Source organism: Buttiauxella sp. BIGb0471 (genome assembly GCF_024807715.1).
GTDB classification, from domain to species: Bacteria; Pseudomonadota; Gammaproteobacteria; order Enterobacterales; family Enterobacteriaceae; genus Buttiauxella; species Buttiauxella agrestis.
The window spans coordinates 41,377-62,248 of the sequence record NZ_JANUEU010000003.1; the positions used below are offsets into that span (position 1 = coordinate 41,377).

The 20,872-nt window shown below is 46.6% G+C and carries 24 protein-coding genes; 19 read left to right on the plus strand and 5 right to left on the minus strand.

Annotated elements, in window-relative coordinates:
* Positions 1-477: 477 nt before the first annotated feature.
* Positions 478-1,992, plus strand: a complete 1,515-nt coding sequence (locus tag M2371_RS10970) for a hypothetical protein (protein WP_259267728.1) — start codon at positions 478-480, stop codon at positions 1,990-1,992.
* A gap of 162 nt (positions 1,993-2,154) precedes the next feature.
* On the opposite strand, the gene uraH is transcribed toward M2371_RS10970, so the two are convergent.
* Positions 2,155-2,556, minus strand: coding sequence for a hydroxyisourate hydrolase (gene uraH / locus M2371_RS10975; protein ID WP_259267729.1), 402 nt, complete (start codon positions 2,554-2,556; stop codon positions 2,155-2,157).
* A gap of 345 nt (positions 2,557-2,901) precedes the next feature.
* On the opposite strand from uraH, the gene M2371_RS21630 reads away from it, so the two are divergent.
* The 4 genes from M2371_RS21630 (at position 2,902) to M2371_RS10990 (ending at position 5,134) form a co-directional block, all read left to right on the plus strand.
* On the plus strand, positions 2,902-2,949 hold the full coding sequence (locus M2371_RS21630) for an ash family protein (RefSeq protein WP_095925836.1): 48 nt from the start codon (positions 2,902-2,904) through the stop codon (positions 2,947-2,949).
* An 85-nt stretch (positions 2,950-3,034) separates the two neighbouring features.
* On the plus strand, positions 3,035-3,322 hold the full coding sequence (locus tag M2371_RS10980) for a helix-turn-helix domain-containing protein (protein WP_259267730.1): 288 nt from the start codon (positions 3,035-3,037) through the stop codon (positions 3,320-3,322).
* 139 nt (positions 3,323-3,461) lie between these two features.
* Positions 3,462-4,106 carry a Qnr family pentapeptide repeat protein gene (locus tag M2371_RS10985; RefSeq protein ID WP_034497850.1) on the plus strand — a complete coding sequence of 215 codons (645 nt, stop codon included), beginning with the start codon at positions 3,462-3,464 and terminating at the stop codon, positions 4,104-4,106.
* 167 nt (positions 4,107-4,273) lie between these two features.
* Positions 4,274-5,134, plus strand: a complete 861-nt coding sequence (locus tag M2371_RS10990) for a PA4780 family RIO1-like protein kinase (RefSeq protein ID WP_259267731.1) — start codon at positions 4,274-4,276, stop codon at positions 5,132-5,134.
* Positions 5,135-5,211: 77 nt separating this feature from the next.
* Here M2371_RS10990 and M2371_RS10995 read toward each other — a convergent pair whose 3' ends face one another.
* Entirely contained in the window at positions 5,212-5,703 is a 492-nt protein-coding gene (locus tag M2371_RS10995; protein ID WP_172893428.1) for a hypothetical protein, read from the minus strand.
* A 578-nt stretch (positions 5,704-6,281) separates the two neighbouring features.
* On the opposite strand from M2371_RS10995, the gene M2371_RS11000 reads away from it, so the two are divergent.
* Positions 6,282-7,943 (plus strand): NAD-dependent malic enzyme, encoded by a 1,662-nt coding sequence (locus M2371_RS11000; protein ID WP_172893427.1) that lies wholly within the window; start codon positions 6,282-6,284, stop codon positions 7,941-7,943.
* Between the two features lie 63 nt (positions 7,944-8,006).
* Here the strand turns inward: M2371_RS11000 and M2371_RS11005 are convergent, their stop codons facing one another.
* The gene (locus tag M2371_RS11005; protein ID WP_172893426.1) at positions 8,007-8,843 is read right to left on the minus strand and encodes an AraC family transcriptional regulator; all 837 of its coding nucleotides are present in this window, start codon (positions 8,841-8,843) and stop codon (positions 8,007-8,009) included.
* A 254-nt stretch (positions 8,844-9,097) separates the two neighbouring features.
* Between M2371_RS11005 and M2371_RS11010 the strand changes: the two genes are divergently transcribed.
* The 7 genes from M2371_RS11010 (at position 9,098) to alaE (ending at position 13,910) form a co-directional block, all read left to right on the plus strand.
* Positions 9,098-9,601 (plus strand): FUSC family protein, encoded by a 504-nt coding sequence (locus tag M2371_RS11010; protein ID WP_172893425.1) that lies wholly within the window; start codon positions 9,098-9,100, stop codon positions 9,599-9,601.
* A 35-nt stretch (positions 9,602-9,636) separates the two neighbouring features.
* Entirely contained in the window at positions 9,637-9,810 is a 174-nt protein-coding gene (locus M2371_RS11015) for a hypothetical protein (RefSeq protein WP_259267732.1), read from the plus strand.
* Between the two features lie 33 nt (positions 9,811-9,843).
* Positions 9,844-10,992 carry a cyclopropane fatty acyl phospholipid synthase gene (cfa, locus tag M2371_RS11020; RefSeq protein ID WP_172893424.1) on the plus strand — a complete coding sequence of 383 codons (1,149 nt, stop codon included), beginning with the start codon at positions 9,844-9,846 and terminating at the stop codon, positions 10,990-10,992.
* A 52-nt stretch (positions 10,993-11,044) separates the two neighbouring features.
* Positions 11,045-12,190, plus strand: coding sequence for a methionine adenosyltransferase (metK, locus tag M2371_RS11025; protein ID WP_115627516.1), 1,146 nt, complete (start codon positions 11,045-11,047; stop codon positions 12,188-12,190).
* A 108-nt stretch (positions 12,191-12,298) separates the two neighbouring features.
* Positions 12,299-12,823, plus strand: a complete 525-nt coding sequence (locus tag M2371_RS11030; RefSeq protein WP_034497863.1) for a rhodanese family protein — start codon at positions 12,299-12,301, stop codon at positions 12,821-12,823.
* A gap of 72 nt (positions 12,824-12,895) precedes the next feature.
* Positions 12,896-13,075, plus strand: coding sequence for a hypothetical protein (locus M2371_RS11035; RefSeq protein WP_034497878.1), 180 nt, complete (start codon positions 12,896-12,898; stop codon positions 13,073-13,075).
* A gap of 379 nt (positions 13,076-13,454) precedes the next feature.
* The gene (gene alaE, locus M2371_RS11040) at positions 13,455-13,910 is read left to right on the plus strand and encodes an L-alanine exporter AlaE (protein ID WP_115627513.1); all 456 of its coding nucleotides are present in this window, start codon (positions 13,455-13,457) and stop codon (positions 13,908-13,910) included.
* Positions 13,911-13,955: 45 nt separating this feature from the next.
* Here the strand turns inward: alaE and M2371_RS11045 are convergent, their stop codons facing one another.
* Positions 13,956-14,297 carry a DUF2002 family protein gene (locus tag M2371_RS11045; protein WP_034497867.1) on the minus strand — a complete coding sequence of 114 codons (342 nt, stop codon included), beginning with the start codon at positions 14,295-14,297 and terminating at the stop codon, positions 13,956-13,958.
* Between the two features lie 159 nt (positions 14,298-14,456).
* On the opposite strand from M2371_RS11045, the gene M2371_RS11050 reads away from it, so the two are divergent.
* Positions 14,457-14,783 (plus strand): DUF883 domain-containing protein, encoded by a 327-nt coding sequence (locus M2371_RS11050; protein ID WP_034497868.1) that lies wholly within the window; start codon positions 14,457-14,459, stop codon positions 14,781-14,783.
* Between the two features lie 115 nt (positions 14,784-14,898).
* On the opposite strand, the gene M2371_RS11055 is transcribed toward M2371_RS11050, so the two are convergent.
* On the minus strand, positions 14,899-16,230 hold the full coding sequence (locus M2371_RS11055) for a PLP-dependent aminotransferase family protein (RefSeq protein WP_259267957.1): 1,332 nt from the start codon (positions 16,228-16,230) through the stop codon (positions 14,899-14,901).
* A 132-nt stretch (positions 16,231-16,362) separates the two neighbouring features.
* Here M2371_RS11055 and M2371_RS11060 point away from each other — a divergent pair, with 132 nt between their 5' ends.
* The 5 genes from M2371_RS11060 to nrdF all read left to right on the plus strand — a co-directional run bounded on the left by M2371_RS11060 (position 16,363) and on the right by nrdF (position 20,746).
* Positions 16,363-16,791, plus strand: a complete 429-nt coding sequence (locus M2371_RS11060) for a carboxymuconolactone decarboxylase family protein (protein ID WP_034497884.1) — start codon at positions 16,363-16,365, stop codon at positions 16,789-16,791.
* A gap of 219 nt (positions 16,792-17,010) precedes the next feature.
* A complete protein-coding gene (nrdH, locus tag M2371_RS11065; RefSeq protein WP_034497886.1) occupies positions 17,011-17,247 on the plus strand; it encodes a glutaredoxin-like protein NrdH in 237 nt (78 codons plus the stop codon).
* Complete coding sequence (gene nrdI, locus M2371_RS11070; RefSeq protein ID WP_034497888.1) at positions 17,244-17,654, plus strand: class Ib ribonucleoside-diphosphate reductase assembly flavoprotein NrdI; 411 nt, start codon at positions 17,244-17,246, stop codon at positions 17,652-17,654. Before nrdH ends, nrdI begins: the two co-directional genes overlap by 4 nt.
* Positions 17,627-19,774: a class 1b ribonucleoside-diphosphate reductase subunit alpha gene (nrdE, locus tag M2371_RS11075; protein ID WP_259267733.1), complete on the plus strand. Its 2,148-nt coding sequence runs from the start codon at positions 17,627-17,629 to the stop codon at positions 19,772-19,774. Before nrdI ends, nrdE begins: the two co-directional genes overlap by 28 nt.
* 9 nt (positions 19,775-19,783) lie before the next feature.
* Positions 19,784-20,746: a class 1b ribonucleoside-diphosphate reductase subunit beta gene (gene nrdF / locus M2371_RS11080; RefSeq protein ID WP_259267734.1), complete on the plus strand. Its 963-nt coding sequence runs from the start codon at positions 19,784-19,786 to the stop codon at positions 20,744-20,746.
* Positions 20,747-20,872: the final 126 nt, after the last annotated feature.

Sequence of the window (20,872 nt, forward strand, 5' to 3'; positions counted from 1 at the left end):
CTTTACAAGTTCGCACCCAAGTGCTACTACTAGGTGAATGGAACCGGATTATAAGTGGTTGGCACACGAATTATGCAGCCCGGTGCTTTCACACTAGTTTGCGGAATATTCCTGAACTACTTTGCATCAAATGTAACGCACAGCAACTCGGTATTCGGGTAGTGGGCTATGCTTACCCGCATTGTGACTTTTAATAACATTCTGCTCTCCCCGAAATTATTTTATAACACAAAATGTGCTTGACAAGTCGTTGAAAATTTTTGAGTGAGCAATATAAATAACAATTATTGAAACTTTACGGGTAATTATATTTACGGCGTCAGCCATGCTTCGTGTATTAAATAGTGGGGTAACACAGTAACTTTATGGATTGATTTTACGCAATAATCAATTAAAATAATAGTGAAGCACAATGTTAATCACTTAATAAAATAGTAGTCATATGGTCTCCTTTCAGATTTTAGCAAGGGCAAATTTATGAATAAATACTTAAATATTCAATCTGATGCAGTCGCAAAGCTAAGAATGGATGCAGTTCGTGCAGAAATTCAAGGTTTTCAGCCTGAGTTATTTATTGAATATTGTATGCAATACAACCTCCGAAAATTTGATGATCAATTAGATATGCTTAAGCATATGCCGTGGGTTGTTAACTTATGTTTAAAATGGTCAGCATCTGTAATCGGAAAAAGAAAGAATTTTAAAGCATTGAGCAAACAACAGGCAATTATCCTTTTCCAGAAAGCTTATAATACCTTATCTATTATCCCTCTAGGACTTGAAAGAAAGAACGGAATAGACTTCTTTCTCAGAAACAATATCTATCAACAAGGAATTTATCAGAGACTAGATGCTTTAAATACGATTAGTAGACAGGTTTTTATATTCTCAGCGTTGGAAGACAACCATAGAATAAAAAGAAAATTTTTTGAAATCACCCAAGTTTCAATTGATGACTTCCTTAAGCTTTCCTATATATTAATTTCACACATTACAACTTCAGAACCTGTTAGGAAATTGAATGCAACGACATTTGAAATTTTATACCCCATAATACCTAGAGAAATCATTAATAACTTTCTTGATGCAATTTCAATTAATTACAATAAACTAGCTGCATTCTCTAAAGCAAAAACACATGACAAACCTTTACTTGAATACTACTCATCATCACCATATCTTGAAAGCCCCTTAATAAAAATAAATATGGACTATTATCAGATCCATACACAAATAACTTCAACAAGCATACAAACATTTATTTATGACCTTTTGAGAAGGAATGATGCGGAAACATTCATGACCACTTTTGGAAATGTCTTTGAGAATGCACTAAAGAAAATCATCAATGAATGTGACATAACATATTACAACGAAGATTATCTAAAAGAAAAGCTTCCAAAAAATAATAAAATAGTAGATTTCTTAATACCTCACGAGGAAGCAAATATATTTATTGATGCTAAAGGTGTTGAAATCCACCAAAAGGGCATGGTAACTCTTCGACCAGAGGATATTGCTGGAAAGATTAAAACTTCTGTATTAAAAGCTATCGAACAATCCCATGAAGTTAACAGAGAAATAAAAAAAGACAGCGCCTTGATAACACAGTTCAGAAGTGAATCTTATATCATCTGCATTACATATAAAAATCTATTTCTAGGGAATGGAAGCTTTCTCGCTAAAACATATGCAAAAGATGAAATCATAAAAATATATAATAAATTTAACAATGGTTACCACATCCCTCCTGAAAATATATTCTGTCTAGCATTTGAAGAATTTGAGTACTTAATTGAATCCTGTAGACATGAAAAAACACCGCCACATTTAGTACTGAGATTTGCAGCAAATAGTAACAAAACCCCCTCAAGCGCAGCTTTCCTTTTTGCTCATCACATTCGGAATTACTTCGATAAAGTTATTCCATCGGAAATAGTAAATCAAGCTGGATTGAAAGTTGTAAATTCAATCATTGAGAAGCTAAAATAAAATCTTCAATGCTCACCAGAACCTGATATCAAGTCGAAAGCCCGCTTATCGAAAGTTACGCAGGCTTTTTTGTGTCTGTGATTTGTACCGGCCCCATAAGAAAGCCACCAGCAAATTCCAGTGGCTATCAATAAACTCAGGCTCAATTAACGATAATTTAACTTAACTCCCCCGGTAAGTTGAGTAACCGTATTGACTCAACAACAAAGGGATATGGAGCTTTTGATTCGTCTTTATGACGTTAAAAATCACAGGAACTGACGGGAAGAATGTTTCCTGATTATTTGCTTTGAAATAATCCCCCACCTTAAAGGTCACTTTATAGATGCCAGGTTCCATATCACCGGAGTCGGGGAAAAGTGATGTGATTCTGCCGCCGGTATCCGTTTTCGAAGTCGCAAGATGCTTCCAGGAAGAACTCTCTTGTTTGTCCAACTCGACGACAACGCCCTGCGAAGGCAAACCAGTCTGTTGGTTGAGAATATGAACACTAAGCGTTCCTTCGGGTGCTGCAAGTACGCTAAAGCTGATCAAGGAGAGAATAGAAGCCGCTAAAATTTTCATCGAGTTAACCTGTTGTGAATTTGTTAACGGATTATATGAACCTATACACATAATAAAATTAAACTTTTTGTTATATGTTTGCGTCTTGCAGACTGCGACTGGCGCTGCTTCTTTGCAATTCCTGCAACTCACAAAAATTCTTTGGAAAACAACTCGCATTCCGCCTATTAGCGGGTTGGTTAACATCTTTGATTTACGATATAGTCGCCACCGCTGCGGCAAAATCCGCAGCCGGGTTTCGCAGCCCGGTCAAATCTACAAGGATCACTTAATGTTCTACATTGAGTGTGAATGTCTCCGCACACCTGTTGGATGCACAGTTCAAAAACTGTACTCACAACTTCAATGGTGGCTCAGGCAGGGCAGCCTTCGGGCTGGCCGGTGTCCTTGTAGGCCGGTACTGCGAACCTTGTCTGAGCTACCACCAAAAGAGTTTCGCAGCTCCGGTGGTAGTCGTTATCACTACAAGGAGATGTAAATGACACTTTCACACAGCCCCACTTTCCTGCCCTTCCAGGACTGGCACCCAGCCGACATCATCGCCGCGCTGCGTAAAAAAGGCACCTCACTGGCAGCCGAATCCCGCGCCGCGGGTTTAAGTTCATCAACGCTCGCCAACGCCCTGACACGCCCATGGGCAAAAGGGGAACTGCTAATAAGCAAAGCGATTGGCGTACCCGCCGAAACCATCTGGCCGAGCCGCTATTTTGACCCGCAGACCCACGCGCCTGTCGCAAGGGTAATGCGCACACGTCATCCGAAATAAACCATTAGCGCCATCCGCCAGACTATTGCGAGCGGGTGGCGCAACGCTCCACACAAAAAACGTCCCCCAAACCGTTTTCCCCCTCTCTCAATTCAGTTACAATCAATCATTGACTGTATAAATAAACAGGTTAATTGCAATGAATCTGGCTTTGAATGGCGAAAAGATCGGTCGTAATCAGTTTACCGGCGCGAAAATTGAGAACAGCACTTTCTTTAATTGTGACTTTTCAGGCACGGACCTGACCGGTACCGAGTTTATTGGCTGCCAGTTTTATGACAGAGAAAGCCAGCAAGGTGGCAATTTTAGCCGGGCAATCCTGAAAGATGCGGCCTTCAAAAGCTGTGATTTATCGATGGCAGATTTCAGAAACGCCAGCGCACTGGGTATTGAAATCCGCGAGTGTCGGGCGCAGGGCGCGGACTTTCGCGGCGCAAGTTTTATGAATATGATCACAACTCGCAGCTGGTTTTGCAGTGCCTATATCACCAAAACCAACTTGAGCTACGCCAACTTTTCAAAGGTGGTGCTTGAGAAGTGTGAGCTATGGGAAAACCGCTGGAATGGCGCTCAGATACTCGGTGCGACATTTAGCGGTTCCGATCTCTCCGGCGGTGAATTTTCTTCATTTGACTGGCGCGCAGCCAATTTTACCCATTGCGATTTGACCAATTCAGAACTGGGCGACCTGGACGTGCGAGGCACCGATTTACAGGGCGTTAAGCTGGATAATTATCAGGTAATACAGATAATGGATCGCCTGGGGATCACAATTATCGGCTAGGTTCATTGCATGGCACCTGTTCCGTTAAATGCTCACCTGCAGACAAGCAATAAAATACATATAGTTACGGTATTCCTACCGATGCGGTCAGAAAATCATCCACATTTTCTCGTATCCTCAACGGTGCTATTGGTACGAAAAGCGTCAGAAATAAGGTATAAAGCGGCATGAAAATCCCAAATAGAATCCAACCGCTGGTTGATGACGGGCTGATAGACGATGTTCTTCAGCGCCTGAAAAGCGGTAAAGAAGCTGACGTTTACACTGTTTTATGCGGTGACAAAATCCAATGCGCCAAAGTATACAAAGAAGCGACGCAACGTAGCTTTAAGCAGGCGGTGCAATACCAGGAAGGGCGTAAAGTCCGGAATACCCGTAATGCTCGTGCTATGCAAAAAGGCTCGAAGTTCGGCCGCAAGCAACAGGAAGAAACCTGGCAAACGGCAGAGGTTGAGGCGCTGTTCCGTCTGGCAAACGCGGGGGTTCGCGTGCCGCAGCCCTACCTGTGTATCGACGGTGTGTTGTTGATGGAGTTGGTCACCGATGCTGACGGCGCAGTCGCACCACGTCTGAGCGATGTCACCCTCGACGAAGAAAGCGCGATTGCGGATTTCAACACCATGATCGGCAATATCGTACGCATGTTGTGCGCAGGTCTGGTGCATGGTGATTTATCGGAATTTAACGTGCTGCTCGATGCCCACGGCCCGGTCATTATCGACTTGCCACAAGCCGTTGACGCCGCCGCCAATAACCACGCCGAGTCCATGTTTGAACGGGATGTGAATAACATCACCGAATACTATGGCCAGTTCGCCCCGCAATTATTGAAAACGCGATATGCGAAAGAAATTTGGGCGTTGTATGAAGATGGAAAATTAACGCCAGAAACGGTGTTAACCGGTCTATTCGTTGAAGAACAGCATGACGTGGATATGGATTCTCTGATGGATGAAATCATCACAGCAGAAGATGAATATTACGACCGTCAGCGAGCAGCCAAAGAGCGCGATCAGCAATACGAATAATGAAATTGAAAGCCCGCCTGGTGAAAATCAGGTGGGCTTTTTTGTGTCTGATAGGCGCTTAATTTACAGCGCAGTGCTTATGCTTTGCCGGTGATCGTATTAATATTTTTGATATACATGATCAGAACCATTCCCGCAGCCAGAAGATGCCAGAGATATTCACCATCGCTTGCGCCGGACAGTGTCTGGCTAAACAACATCACGCTGGTAACAAATAATGAAGCTACAGCACTCTTCATCAACCATGGACGGGCTTTGGCATCCGTCAAAAACTCTAGTTTCAAAATAGAAACAATAATGAAGATGAAAGGAAGGCACTGAAGAATAATTAAGACCGGAAAAAGTGCGTCAAACAGCGGACTTAATACAACATGACCCACCTGGCTCTTGTCCCAGGTTCCAACGATATACTCCTTCCAGCCTGCCCAGGTATCCCCATGGTAAGCCGTTTCTGGCGACATCAGTCCATTGAAAATACCGCAAACCTTATCAATGAATCCGTTTTTAAACCAAAAGATACCAAGAAAAATTTGTATCGGGATAATGTGAAAAGAGATTTTTTTAAACATATTGATGACATCCTCGCAATACAGTTAGATAGCCGTTAAAGTAACCACGGGATACATTTATAAAATAAAAATGCATCAACTTAGGGATTTATCCTGAATATTAATCATACGCCCACTAAAATATTAAATACATTCCCTGAAATAGACAAAAATGGACATAGCGTTAAAAGCGCAATAGACAAAAAAGTGCACAATGTTGTCGTCAGTAAAGCATTGGCTATGCGTGCAGACTGGCCAGTGCAAATTAATACTCCACATAATGAAAGGTGCGTTACTGCTGTTGATTAAATAAATGCTCACCTTCCAGTTATATTTTGTTGCACTTCGCCTTAAAATAATACACCTGTCTTAATGTTGTTTCTTTTGTGCAGCACATTGTTTCAGATAAATTCTTTGAGAATTATAGTTGTTAGTTTTTTGTTTTTATTATTCTCAACCATTTCAGTATTGCGAAAAGCATATAACCTATTTGAATAAGCTATTCGAGGAGTCATTTAGCTCACTTGCATCAAAAAATAATTAGGAATATACCTCCCGGCAATGTTCACCAGTCAGCCATTAAACCAAGTGAGAGTAAAATGCGATACACCCATCTTTCCGGGCAATCCCTGCTAAGTAACACGACCTTTAATAAGGGAAGCGCATTTAGTGATAGTGAACGTAATGAATTTAATTTACATGGGCTTATCCCGACCATTGTAGAAACTATAGGCGAGCAAAGCGATCGGATACGTTTCCAGCTAAATAACTTCATTACTGATGAAGACAAACATGTTTTTTTGCGTAACCTGCAAGATACAAATGAGGTTCTTTTTTATCATTACATCACATCTAACATTGAGGCTTCGCTGCCGTTAATTTATACCCCGACGGTGGGCTATGCCTGCCAACACTTTTCAGAGATATGGCGTAAAAACCGGGGTGTCTTTATCGCCTGGGAGGACCGCAACAATATTGAGAGCATCCTGCGAAATGTCCTGAGCGATGATATTAAGATCATTGTCGTGACCGATGGTGAGCGCATTCTTGGGCTGGGTGACCAGGGAATCGGCGGGATGGGCATTCCTATCGGAAAATTGTCTCTGTACACCGCATGCGGCGGCATCGCGCCACACCAGTGTCTCCCTATCATGTTAGATGTGGGCACCAATAATAAAGAGTTATTAAACAATCCATTGTATATGGGGGCTCGTCACTCACGCGTTTCAGAAGCAGAATATTTTGAGTTTATTGATATTGTGGTTTCTGCAATTGAACGTCGTTGGCCTGGCGTTTTGTTGCAGTTTGAAGATTTTGCACTGCAACACGCCACACCATTGCTCAAAGAATATCAGGATAAATTATGTTGTTTTAATGATGATATCCAGGGAACAGCGGCCGTCGCATTAGGCTCTATTCTCGCGGCTTGCCTGCATAATAAGACATCACTTTCTGATCAACGTATTATGTTCGTGGGAGCAGGATCCGCAGGTTGTGGTATTGCCGAACTCATTGTTTCTGCGCTTAAAGCTGATGGAGTCGATGAGGACGTTGCCAGAAGCCATATATTCCTTGTCGACAAAGATGGCCTGGTATTAAAAGACACACCTGCATTAACTGATTTCCAGTATCGACTCGCTCATGCAAGAGAAACCTTGCCGTTTTCGCCAGATGGCAAAAATATCGCGGCGCTGATTAATTGCATTCAACCATCGATATTAATTGGGGTATCCGGTGTACCTGGTCTGTTTACGGAGGAAGTGGTTAAATCGATGCATTCTTGCGCTTCCACGCCGATTATTTTCCCCCTATCGAACCCAACATCCCGCGTGGAAGCGTTACCTGAGGATATTATTGAGTGGACCGAAGGTAATGTAATCATTGCTACGGGAAGCCCATTCGCGCCGGTCATGTACAAAGGCCATCGTCACATTATTTCCCAGTGCAATAACTCTTATATCTTCCCTGGCCTTGGATTGGGAGTTTTGCTGTCAAATGCTAAACGTGTGACCGAAAATATGTTCCTGGCCGCCAGTAAAGTCCTTGCGCTCTCATCACCTTTACTCAAAGACCCACATGGCGCGCTGTTACCTGAACTGACCAATATCCATGAAATATCTAAGAAAATTGCCATTGCCGTTGCACTTGCCGGGGCAGAAGATGGTGTGGCAACAAGAATGATGGAATCTGAATTAGAAGATAAGCTAGAGGATATGTTCTGGAAACCCGAATATCAGAATTACAGACGTATTTCGTTCTGATAGATTAGAAAAAACTAAAACCGGAAATGTTCTCTGATTTCCGGTTTTTTATTATCCGTAGTTTTAATCATATAAAATCGCAACCGGTGGTGGAGGTGCGGCTTCATAGCGTGAAGGTGGAACACCAAATAACTGGCGGAATGCGAAGGTATAAGCCGATGTACTGCCATATCCCAGCATTAATGCAATTTCGGTCACGCTGCGCGACTGGCGTAATAAAATGATTGAATGCAGCAAACGATGCCGTTGTTTCCAGTTGCTGAACGTTGTGCCCGTTTCTTTGATGAAATGTCGTGAAAAGGTGCGTGGCGACATCCCCACTTTCTCAGCCCAGTCTTCCATTAAATGCGGTAAATCTGGTGATTCACTGATTATCTGGCACATTTCCAGCAGTGCCGGTGCCGTAGGCCAAGTCATGGCAAAGCCTGCGGCCGGGAGATCGTTTAGCACATCGATCAATGTGGAAACCAGCCGCCCTTCTTTGCCATCGGCATCATAAAATTCAGGGATAGTATGCGTAGCATGGTGGATGAAGCTGCGGGCAAAATCAGAGACTGTCACTAACTTCAGTTCGGCTTTAAATCCCGTGGATGCGTAATAGTCAGGGTCAATATCCAGGTTTTCCAGCATCACTTCACTGGCGGTTTGCACCCTATGAGGCATAAAAGCCGGTATCCACAACCCGTAGCAGGCCGGAATGATGTACGAATTATTCTCCACGGAAATGTATAAGGAGCCTTCACGCGCATAGTGGAACTGAATGAAAGGGTGAGAATGAAGCTCGGATTGCACATTCTCAGCTAGCATAAATGAACGGAAGAAAACGGGCCGAGCGAGTTTAGCCCCTTCAGCATCGCCTTCGTAGCGGAACGAGTGCAGTATCTTTTTTGCTTTAACCATCTATCCCACCTAAATTGACGCTTGATCGACACAACTTGGCATCCCTTCATGATACACAAACCGTGTTTGCTGCGATAATTAATTCATAAGCCCAGAAGATTAATGACCCTATTTAAATAACGATTAACCCAATCAACACTCGGATATATTTAAATCGAGCGGGATAGATATTTTCAAAATAAAAGAACAACTTGAGTTATCAATATTTTCTTAACAATGAATTGTGGATTAATAACAACCCGGGACACCCGTTAATGAGCCGTCCTTTTTATCGCATATCACTACATCATTTGCGTTTCGCTTTCAAACTGACTTTTGCCATTGCGCTTTCTTTGGTTATTGGTTTTGGATTTGATTTGGATATGCCGCGCTGGGCGGTAGTGACTGCAATTATTATTACCACCGCTCCGGCGTTTATTGCAGGCGGCGAACCCTTCACTGGAGCGCTGCGCCATCGTGGATTATTACGTTTTGCAGGAACAATAATCGGCTGCTCATCCGCGCTGATTATCGTCTGGGTGTTTATCTGGTCTCCGCTCACAATGTTAATAATAGGCGCGGTATGGACTGGAGTTTGCTGTTATGCCGCCACCGTAATACGCATCGAAAACTCTTACGCGTTGGGGCTTGCAGGCATCACCGCACTAACCATTGTCAGCGCTATTTATCTGCGCCCGGAAATGGGGGCAATTCTGGCATGGTTCCGCGTCTCAGAAGTCTTGAGTGCGAATTACCCCAGGACGAAGATTTATCTCTGATTCATGAGCGCCTGCGTGAAGCCGCGCAGCTCATATTGAAGACGGAAGATGAACCGGGGCGGCGCCTGCATATCGAGCGCCTGAAAAAGGATATTTGTATTTATCGCGACAAACTTTATGTCCATGGCGTCGCCACCGAAATTGTGGAAAACGTGGAACGCCTGGCCGCCCTTTTAACAAAATATAAACGAGTTCTGATAGTCGAGTAGAAAACTGACTTAGGCTTTTACTGAGGATGAGATATGAGTGTTGAAGTTGAAAATGCACCTGTTGTACACAAAGACAACTGGTATCGGATTGCAGAAGATCTTGTAAATCAGGCTGATGTCCGTTTTAACGGCAATCGCCGCTGGGATATTCAAGTCAACAATCCTGACTTTTATAAACGAGTTTTGCAGGAAGGTTCTATCGGCCTGGGTGAATCCTACATGGAAGGTTGGTGGGACTGCGCTGCGCTGGATGTGTTATTCGAGAAAATCCTTCGTGCAAAACTCGATGAGAAAGCACCAAAAAACTTCAGGGATTTAGCTCGCATCGCCGGGATGCGTTTGTTTAATTTACAGACGCGTAAACGTGCCTGGATTGTCGGCAAAGAGCATTACGATATCGGTAATGATCTGTTCGCTAAAATGCTCGATCCGTATATGCAGTATTCCTGCGGTTACTGGAAAGAAGCCACTAACTTACGCCAGGCTCAAGAAGCCAAATTAAAAATGTTATGCGAAAAATTGCAACTTCAACCCGGTATGAAACTGCTGGATATAGGCTGCGGTTGGGGCGGTCTGGCGGAGTACGCCGCCGAACATTACAACGTCCATGTGACTGGCGTGACCATCTCGGAAGAACAGCAGAAAATGGCCCAGAACCGTTGCACCTGGCTGGATGTCTCCATCAAGCTGATGGATTATCGCGACCTCGACAGTCATTTTGACCGCATCGTTTCCGTCGGCATGTTCGAGCATGTCGGGCCAAAAAATTACGATACCTATTTTGAAGTGGTGAACCGTTGCCTTAAACCGGACGGAATGTTCCTACTGCACACCATCGGAGCAAATAAATCAAATACCAATGTCGATCCGTGGATTAACAAATATATTTTCCCTAACGGATGTCTGCCTTCGGTAAAACAAATCGCCAGTGCATCTGAGCCATATTTTGTCGTCGAAGACTGGCACAATATCGGCTCAGATTACGACCTGACATTAATGGCGTGGCACCAGCGTTTTAATAGTTTCTGGCCAGAGATTCAGGATAATTATTCCGAGTCCTTTAAACGCATGTTCAATTATTACCTGATGACATGCGCAGGTGCTTTCCGTGCGCGTGATATTCAGCTCTGGCAAGTCTTATTTAGCCGCGGCGTCGAAGGCGGCATGTACGTTTATCGCTGAAATTTTCATTATCCAGACTGAATCACTACGTTATTAATTTAAGGATCTTCGTATGTCACAACAATTATTCACTTCAGAATCTGTTTCTGAAGGGCATCCCGACAAAATAGCCGACCAAATTTCTGATGCCATTCTCGATGCGATTATTGAACAAGACCCCAAAGCACGCGTGGCCTGCGAAACGCTGGTAAAAACGGGCATGGTTTTAGTTGGTGGGGAAATTACCACCGACACGTGGGTGGATATAGAAGAGATTGTGCGTCGCACGATTCACGACATCGGCTATAACAGCTCAGAAATGGGTTTTGATGCCAACACGTGTGCGGTTTTAAGTGCGATTGGCAAACAGTCTCCTGATATTAATCGTGGCGTAGATCGTGACAATGAAGCGAATCAAGGCGCGGGTGATCAAGGACTTATGTTTGGATATGCGTCCAACGAAACCGATGCGTTAATGCCCGCACCTATCACCTTTGCTCACCGTTTAATGGCACGTCAGGCGCAAGTGCGCAAAAACGGTTTATTGCCATGGTTACGCCCTGATGCGAAAAGCCAGGTCACCTTTGCTTATGAGAACGGCAAAATAATCGGTATTGATACCGTGGTTATTTCCACGCAACACAGCGAAGCGGTCACTCAGCAAATTCTGCGTGAAGGCGTGATGGAAGAGATCATCAAGCCTGTTTTGCCGCCTGAGTGGCTAACGCGTAATACCAAATATTTTATCAATCCAACCGGTCGATTTGTCATTGGTGGGCCAATGGGTGACTGCGGGCTGACGGGTCGCAAAATTATTGTTGATACTTACGGTGGTATGGCGCGCCACGGCGGCGGTGCATTTTCCGGTAAAGATCCTTCAAAAGTGGATCGTTCAGCCGCGTATGTTGCCCGCTACGTCGCCAAAAATATTGTTGCCGCAGGCTTAGCTGACCGCTGTGAAATTCAGATTTCTTATGCCATTGGTGTTGCAGAGCCGACTTCTATCATGGTGGAAACCTTCGGTACCGGGAAACTGGATAATGAAAAACTCATTATGCTTATTCGCGAGTTTTTCGATCTTCGCCCACATGGGTTAATTCGCTCGTTGAATTTGCTGCAACCGATATATCAGCAAACCGCGGCCTACGGCCATTTTGGACGCGATATTTTTAGCTGGGAACAGACCGATAAAGCGGACCTGCTGTGCCGTTTTCTTTGAATATTCCAGCGCTATACGATCAGAATTTTCGCTAGTTTATTTGCTGCCACGTCAAAATCGGGGGATTATCTGCGCGTGTAAGGTTACTGAGTGGCAGCAAGGAGCAGCATGACTATTGAGAGTATTTCCCCGGCACAAGCCAGGATTCTGGTCGCGCAAGGTGCCGCGCTGATTGATATCCGTGAACGTGATGAATATGCCCGCGAGAATATTGAGCAGGCCCATTTACTGTCGCTTTCCGCGATTGAAAATGGCGACCGCCTCGGCCCGTTCGATCCCTTCGATACCGTGATTTTTCATTGCCAGTCTGGTGCGCGAACTGCGCAGAACGCGCAGAAGCTGGTTGATGCCGTTGCACCGGCAAAAGTCTTTCTGCTCGAGGGCGGTCTTAATGCCTGGAAGAAAGACGGGCAGGAAATACATGCGGATAAATCACAACCCCTGCCGTTAATGCGCCAGGTGCAAATCGCCGCAGGGTCACTGGTGCTGGCGGGTGTGATACTCGGTTTTAGTATTCATCAGGGGTTCTTTTTACTGTCCGGTTTTGTTGGTGCGGGCTTGCTGTTTGCAGGGATCAGTGGCTTTTGCGGTATGGCTCGCTTACTGGAAAAAATGCCCTGGAATCAGCGTTAATTCGACTGCTTTGGACTATGGTTAACCATATAGATGTTCATCAAAACGAGGTTGGCTATGTCTAAAACAAGCGTGTTTAAAGCAGGCGATTTGGTGCAACCGAAAAAGGGCGGCCCGAAATACGAAGTTCTGGATGTTCAGGGAGATATGTTGTTCTGCACACCCAGAAGTATTTTGACCGGTGAAACCGTCACACTAAAAGCTGAAGACGTTGCGCTGTATAAAGAAGACGGTGATTTCGGTGTCTGCTAGCCATGAGTGATACAGGCGGGCCAGGTTTCCCGCCTGAAATCCTGGCTGGATATGCAACAACGCTATCCGCCATTTTGTCGGATGACGCTACACTTTTCCGACCTACAAAATCATTTCCCCCTTCCTCGTTCTTCAAGAAAAATAACCATCTGAATTTCAACAATAAAAAATAAGCCAAACGACAAAATCAGGAAACACTGCCTGTTATGTCTCATTTAGCGCATTTTATCGACCAAATGCGATTAAATAAAAATTTATCGCTAATTGCCTGTTTACTTGCAGAGATATAACCTACTCACGATCAACAACCTGACCATTCACACTGTGATTAACATGTTAATTCAGTGTTTATCGCTACTTTCCGTTCGGAGCCAGAATAATGTTTTCTCCTGAGTCACGCTTGCGCCATGCCGTCGCTGATACTTTCGCGATGGTAGTGTATTGCTCGGTTGTGAACATGGTGATTGAGATATTTCTCTCAGGCATGAGCTTTGAACAGTCACTCTCTTCGCGTCTGGTCGCGATTCCGGTCAATATTTTGATTGCCTGGCCGTATGGCTTTTATCGCGATGCATTTATGCGTTTCACCAAACGCTACAGCAATGCAAGCTGGGCGAAGAATCTCGCCGATGTGTTGGCTTACATTACGTTTCAGTCACCCGTTTATGTCGTCATTCTGTGGTCGGTGGGTGCGGACTGGAACCAAATCGTCGCAGCGGTCAGCTCGAATATTGTGGTTTCAATGCTGATGGGTGCGGCTTACGGCTATTTTCTCGATTATTGCCGCCGCTTATTCCGCATCAGTGGTTATCGGAATGCAAAAGCGGGAGTTTGATATTTAGCAGTATGGAGGCGTGGCTCACCACAACGCCTCTTCCAATTAGTGCTCGCCAAACAAGCCTGAAAGATAACGCTCCAGCGCAATGCGTGAGCTAAAACCATGTGGAATGCCGTAATGTTGGTGCGTTTCACCCGCCAGATAGAGCGGAAATTGCTGGTAATGGTCGCAGGTTTTCACGTCTGTCGCAGGATCTGCCAGGGTCTGGCTTCGTTCTTTTAATGTTGGATGAATAATCAGAGCAGTGCGCCCCATGCGCGCTTCGCGATTGACGTAAACATAGTTTTCGCCACGGCGATAGCCGTAGGTTTTGGGTGTCACGATATCCATGGTAAAACCGGCTTTTTCAAGAACGCGGGCCACCTCATCAGGTCGTAAATACATAATTTTTCCTCGTCATCTTCTATTGCAGCGCAACCTTACAATAACCAGCATTAGCAACGCTTTCAGATTAGTCCATAAAGACCCGGTAAGAGCGTGAACTCAATCATTACTAAAAATTATGGTCTACACTGAAAAGTACATCGCAAAAAGGAGAAAACAATGTTTAACCGAGTAAATCGAAATGATGTAGATGAAGGTGTTGACGATATTAACCATGATGTGAACCAACTGGCCGATACGCTGGAAGAGGTTCTTAAATCATTCGGTAGCGATGTTAAAGAGGAAGGGGAAGCCGCCCGCAAAAAAGCGGAGTCTCTGTTGAAAGAGACACGTGCTCGCCTTCAGGGTCGCACTCGAGTCAAACAGGCCGCCTGCGACGCGGTCGGTTGCGCCGACACATATGTACGCGATAAACCGTGGCAGAGCGTGGGTATTAGCGCCGCTGTCGGGATTTTCATCGGCGCTCTGTTAGCGTCGCGTCGATAGTCAGTTTGACTGTTACAGAGTCACTTCAGCTTTCATAAAGTGTAGTGATAATAAATATGCGTCTGACCCCGGAATTATTCCGGGGTTTTTTGTTTTAAAGGGCGGATAAGCGTTTTCAGGAAATGGCTTCGCGCAGTTGTTTCGCGGCTTTCAGCGCCATGGCCTGCGACGTCAGATTAGTAAAACTCATCAATATTCCCCCTTCCCCGTTTGAAACCATGCGCCAGTCACTTAACGCCTGCACCGCAAGCCCCGATGCACGCGCTTTTGCGACTAACGCACGATCGTCACCGTTTACACGCATCACCATCTGAATGCCTCCCGCCTGGGGAACGACATCAAACCCCTGCTGTTGCAGTGCGTGTTCGAGCCATAGCCTTCGCTCGCTGTAACACGAACGCATCTTTTTCAGGTGCCGCCAGAAGTGGCCTTCGCGAAGGAAATCGGCAATGGTCTGCTGAACAAGCAACGGCGCGGTGCAAGGTAAGAAATGCGTGTGTTGCGAGAATGCCTCGACCTGTTGCTGCGGCACCACCAGCCAGGCAACGCGCAGCGCGGGAAAGAGCGATTTGCTGAATGTTCCTGCATAGATAACGCGCTGCGGGCCATCCAGACTTTTTATCGGTGGTAACGGTTTGCCGTGGTAGCGAAACTCACTGTCGTAATCATCTTCAATCACCCAACTTTGTTTTTCCGCTGCCCAGTCGAGCAACTGGTGACGGCGGTTAAGCGACAGCGCAACCCCCAATGGGCTTTGATGCGCGGGCGTCAGCAATGCAAAACGGGCATCCGGAAAATGGTTAACGCCGTAGTCAATTTGCATCCCTTCGCTATCGACCGGAACCGGATGCAACGACATCCCCGCTTCGGCAAAAACCGGGCGCACATAGCGGTAGCCGGGATCTTCCAGCCAGATGCCATCTCCGGGTTTTGCCAGCGTATGGGCCACCAGACGCATAGCGGCCTGAAATCCTGAAGTGATGAAAACCTGTTCTGGCTGGCAGTCGATACTGCGCGAAAAACGCAGGTAATCGGCAATCGCCTGGCGCAGTGTCGATTCGCCATTCGCTTCCGGCAACAGCAAATCGAAACGAGTTTGCAGGCGCAGTCGTCGCCCCATAACGCGCGACCAGAGTGCGCGAGGAAAAGCGTCCAGAGCCGGTAATCCCATCTGGAATGGGCGCGGTGCGCCTTGTGGTTGACTGGTTGGCGTCGCGAGATTATTGGCACCACTGGTGGCGGACGGGCTAACGAATGTTCCCGCCTGGCCACGTCTTTCCAGCCAACCTTGCGCGACTAACTCACCATAAGCATTTTCGACGGTGGCTCGCGCGACGCCAAGTTCAAGCGCCATTGTCCGGCTGGAAGGCAGGCGGCTACCGGCGGCGAGTTCCCCATCACTAATGGCTTGTTTTAGTTGCCGTGCTATTTGCTGGTAACGCGGGATTGCGTGGTGAGCGCTTACTATCGGTTCGATCGATTTTGCCATTATGGCCTGCTTTATTAGTTAATTTATGGCTCTCTTTAGTAGTCCATCATAGTGCTAAATTGTCGGCATACCAACACGAGGAATAAAACCATGATTGAATTACGCCAACCTTACTACGACCTTTCTCCTGCCGTGTTTAAGCCAATGCTTCAGGCACTGAAAGGTCTGGAATCCAGCTCGCTTGGATCAACTCTGATTGAACTGGTTTTCCTGCGCGTCTCGCAAATTAACGGCTGCGCCTATTGCCTGGAGATGCATTCTAAAGCCTTGCGCAAAGATGGTGTCGAGCAGACCAAACTGGATGCCCTGGCAGGCTGGAAGGTGAGTAATCACTTCAGCGACAAAGAGCGTGCCGCGCTGGCCTGGGCAGAAGCGGTGACGCTGATTACCGAAGGGGCCGAAGATGCGGTGTATCAGCCGCTGCTGCAATTCTTTACGGCACAAGAGATCAGTGATTTGACCTTTACCGCGAGCCTGATGAACGCCTTTAACCGTTTAGCGATCAGTATGCGTATGTAGTATCTGCGCCTTTCCCCTCACCCCAACCCTCTCCCCCTGGAGAGGGAGAAATGAAGATCCCCTCTCCCTCAGGGAGAGGGCCAGGGTGAGGGTTGTTTACATCCCGCCACGCTCATCCCCTTTTCTATTCTTATCTAAAAATACTATATCTTGTATGGTTGATAATTTTACCACCCACATCTAGTATTCATATTCTCAACCACAGAGAGAATAAGAATCATGCGCATTACCATATACACTCGAAATGACTGTGTTCAGTGCCATGCTACCAGGCGTGCTATCGAAAGCCGTGGGTTCACGTTTGAGATGATTAATCTCGATGTAAACCCGGAGGCGGCCGACGATTTGCGTGCTTTGGGTTACCGCCAGTTGCCGGTTGTGATCACCGAGCAGGAAAGCTGGAGCGGGTTTCGCCCGGATATGATTAACCGCCTGCAAACCCGAGCCACAGCATGAGCAATCTCGTCTACTTCTCCAGCACCTCGGAAAATACTCTGCGTTTTATCGAACGCCTGGGTTTGCCCGCGCTGCGCATTCCGTTGGATTTCAAACAACGGTTGGAAGTGACGGAGCCTTACATCCTGATTGTGCCGAGTTATGGCGGCGGCGGAATTGCCGGTGCCGTTCCCGCGCAAGTGATCCGATTTTTAAATAACCCCAACAATCGGGCATTACTGCGCGGCGTGATTGCCAGCGGTAATCGAAACTTCGGCGAAGGGTTTTGCCGGGCGGGCGATGTGATAGCCCAAAAATGCCAGGTGCCGTATCTCTATCGTTTTGAGTTACTCGGCACCGACCAGGACATTGAAAACGTGCGTAAGGGAGTCAACGAATTTTGGCAACGACAGAAGCTATCCGCCTGACGGCGAACGAAAGCGCGGATTATCACGCGCTCAACGCCATGCTGAATCTTTATGATTCCCAGGGGCGCATTCAGTTTGAGAAAGACCACCTGGCGGTGGAGCAATTCCATCAGCAATATGTGCTGCCCCGCTCGCGCCAGTTTGCCAATCCGCAGGCGCGCCTGGAGTGTCTGGTGGCTGAAGGTTATTACGATAATGCGGTGCTGCAACGTTACCCGAGAAGTTTTGTGGTCGGCCTGTTTGAGAAAGCACACCACAGTGGGTTCCAGTTCCAGACTTTCCTCGGTGCGTGGAAGTATTACACCAGCTACACGCTGAAATCTTACGATGGCAAAGAGTATCTGGAACACTTCCCCGACCGTGTGTGCATGGTGGCGTTAACACTGGCTCAGGGTGACGAAAAGCTGGCACTGCAATTAATGAATGAAATGCTCAGCGGACGCTTTCAGCCTGCGACACCCACATTTCTTAACTGCGGAAAGATGCAGCGTGGTGAGCTGGTTTCCTGTTTCTTGCTGCGTATTGAAGACAATATGGAGTCCATTGGGCGCGCGGTAAATTCTGCGTTGCAGCTTTCAAAACGCGGCGGAGGCGTGGCGTTTTTACTCTCAAATTTACGCGAAGTGGGCGCGCCGATTAAACGCATCGAAAACCAGTCATCCGGCGTAATCCCGGTGATGAAAATGCTCGAAGATGCATTTTCTTATGCGAATCAACTGGGTGCGCGCCAGGGCGCGGGGGCGGTTTATCTCCACGCCCATCACCCGGATATTTTGCGTTTCCTCGATACCAAGCGTGAAAACGCTGACGAAAAAATCCGTATTAAATCGCTTTCGCTAGGTGTTGTGATCCCGGATATCACTTTCCAGTTAGCGAAAGATAATCAGCCGATGGCGCTGTTTTCGCCTTACGATGTCGAGCGGATTTACGGCAAGCCGTATAGCGATATTTCAATTAGCGAATGCTATGAAGAAATGCTGGCTGATGAGCGCATCCGCAAAACCTTTATTACTGCCCGTGAGTTCTTCCAGCGCCTGGCGGAAATTCAGTTTGAATCTGGCTATCCGTACATCATGTTTGAAGATACGGTAAACCGTGCAAACCCGATTGCTGGCCGTATCAATATGAGCAATTTATGCTCGGAAATTCTCCAGGTTAATAGCGCATCGACGTACGACGAAAATCTCGATTATGCGCAAGTTGGGAAGGATATTTCCTGTAACCTCGGCTCGCTGAATATCGCGCATACCATGGACTCGCCTGATTTTTCCAGGACCATCGAAACCGCGATTCGCGGCCTGACGGCGGTTTCTGATATGAGCCATATTCGCTCAGTGCCGTCGATTGAAGCCGGAAATGCCGCGTCCCACGCCATCGGCCTTGGGCAGATGAATTTGCATGGTTATCTGGCCCGGGAAGGTATTGCTTATGGCTCGCCGGAAGGGCTGGATTTCACTAACTTCTATTTCTACACCGTCACCTGGCACGCCGTCCGCGCCTCGAATTTGCTGGCTCGCGAACGTAAACAGCGCTTCGCCGGTTTCGAGCAATCGCGTTATGCCAGTGGCGAATATTTCCAACAGTATCTGCAAGAAAACTGGCAGCCAAAAACTGAGAAAGTGCGCGCTTTATTTGCCAGGGCCGGAGTCGCCATTCCCACCCGCGAGCAGTGGCAGAAGTTGCGCGATGATGTGATGGAATTCGGGCTGTATAACCAGAATTTGCAGGCTATTCCGCCGACCGGTTCTATCTCTTATATCAACCACGCGACGTCGAGTATTCACCCGATTGTCTCGCGTATTGAGATCCGCAAAGAAGGCAAAACCGGGCGCGTTTATTATCCCGCTCCGTTTATGACCAACGACAATCTGCAATATTACGAAGATGCCTACGACATTGGCCCGGAAAAGATCATCGATACCTACGCCGAGGCCACGCGCCATGTCGATCAGGGCTTGTCGCTGACGCTGTTTTTCCGTGATACCGCCACCACTCGCGATATTAATAAGGCGCAGATATACGCCTGGAAAAAAGGCATAAAAACTCTGTATTACATTCGCTTACGCCAGATGGCGCTGGAAGGAACAGAAGTCCAGGGCTGCGTGTCCTGCGCTTTATAAGGAGAGAAGATGACTCAGTTAACCCGCGTGCGCGCCATCAACTGGAACATTATTGAGGATGAAAAAGACCTCGAAGTCTGGAACCGCCTGACCAGTAATTTTTGGCTGCCCGAGAAAGTCCCGCTGTCGAATGACATTCCGGCCTGGCAATCATTAAGTCACGATGAGCAGCAGCTCACTATTCGCGTGTTTACCGGCCTGACTTTACTCGACACGATTCAGAATACGGTTGGCGCGCCGATACTGATGAGTGATGCGATTACGCCACATGAAGAAGCGGTATTGTCGAACATCAGCTTTATGGAAGCGGTGCACGCGCGTTCTTATAGTTCGATTTTCTCGACGCTTTGTCAGAGCAAAGATGTGGATGCGGCTTATGCCTGGAGTGTAGAAAACGAGCCATTGCAGCGCAAAGCACAAATTATTCTCGCTCACTATCATGCTGATGACCCATTGAAGAAGAAAATCGCCAGTGTGTTTCTGGAATCATTCCTCTTTTATTCAGGCTTTTATTTGCCGATGTATTGGTCGAGTCGCGGCAAGCTGACTAACACGGCTGACCTGATTCGCTTAATTATTCGCGACGAAGCGGTCCATGGTTATTATATCGGCTATAAATTCCAGAAAGTGCTGGCCCAACAAAGCGCTGAACGCCAGGCCGAGTTACAGAATTTCGCCCTCGATTTGCTGATGGATCTTTACGATAACGAAGTGGCGTATACCGATGCGCTATATGGTGGCGTGGGCTGGCAAGAAGAGGTGAAAGCATTTCTGTGCTACAACGCCAATAAAGCATTGATGAATCTGGGTTATCACGCGCTGTTCCCACCTGAAATGGCAGAGGTCAACCCGGCGATACTGGCCGCTCTTTCGCCTAATGCAGATGAAAACCATGACTATTTCTCAGGTTCAGGTTCGTCGTATGTGATGGGAAAAGCGGTGGAAACCGCTGATGAGGATTGGGATTTTTAAATAAGCATTTCACCTTAATGTAGGTCGAATAAGCATCGCGTCATCCGACATTAATAAATGTAAAAATTGGTGGATGACGCTGTCGCTTATCCACCCTACATATTATTGATGATCGCCTCTCATTCA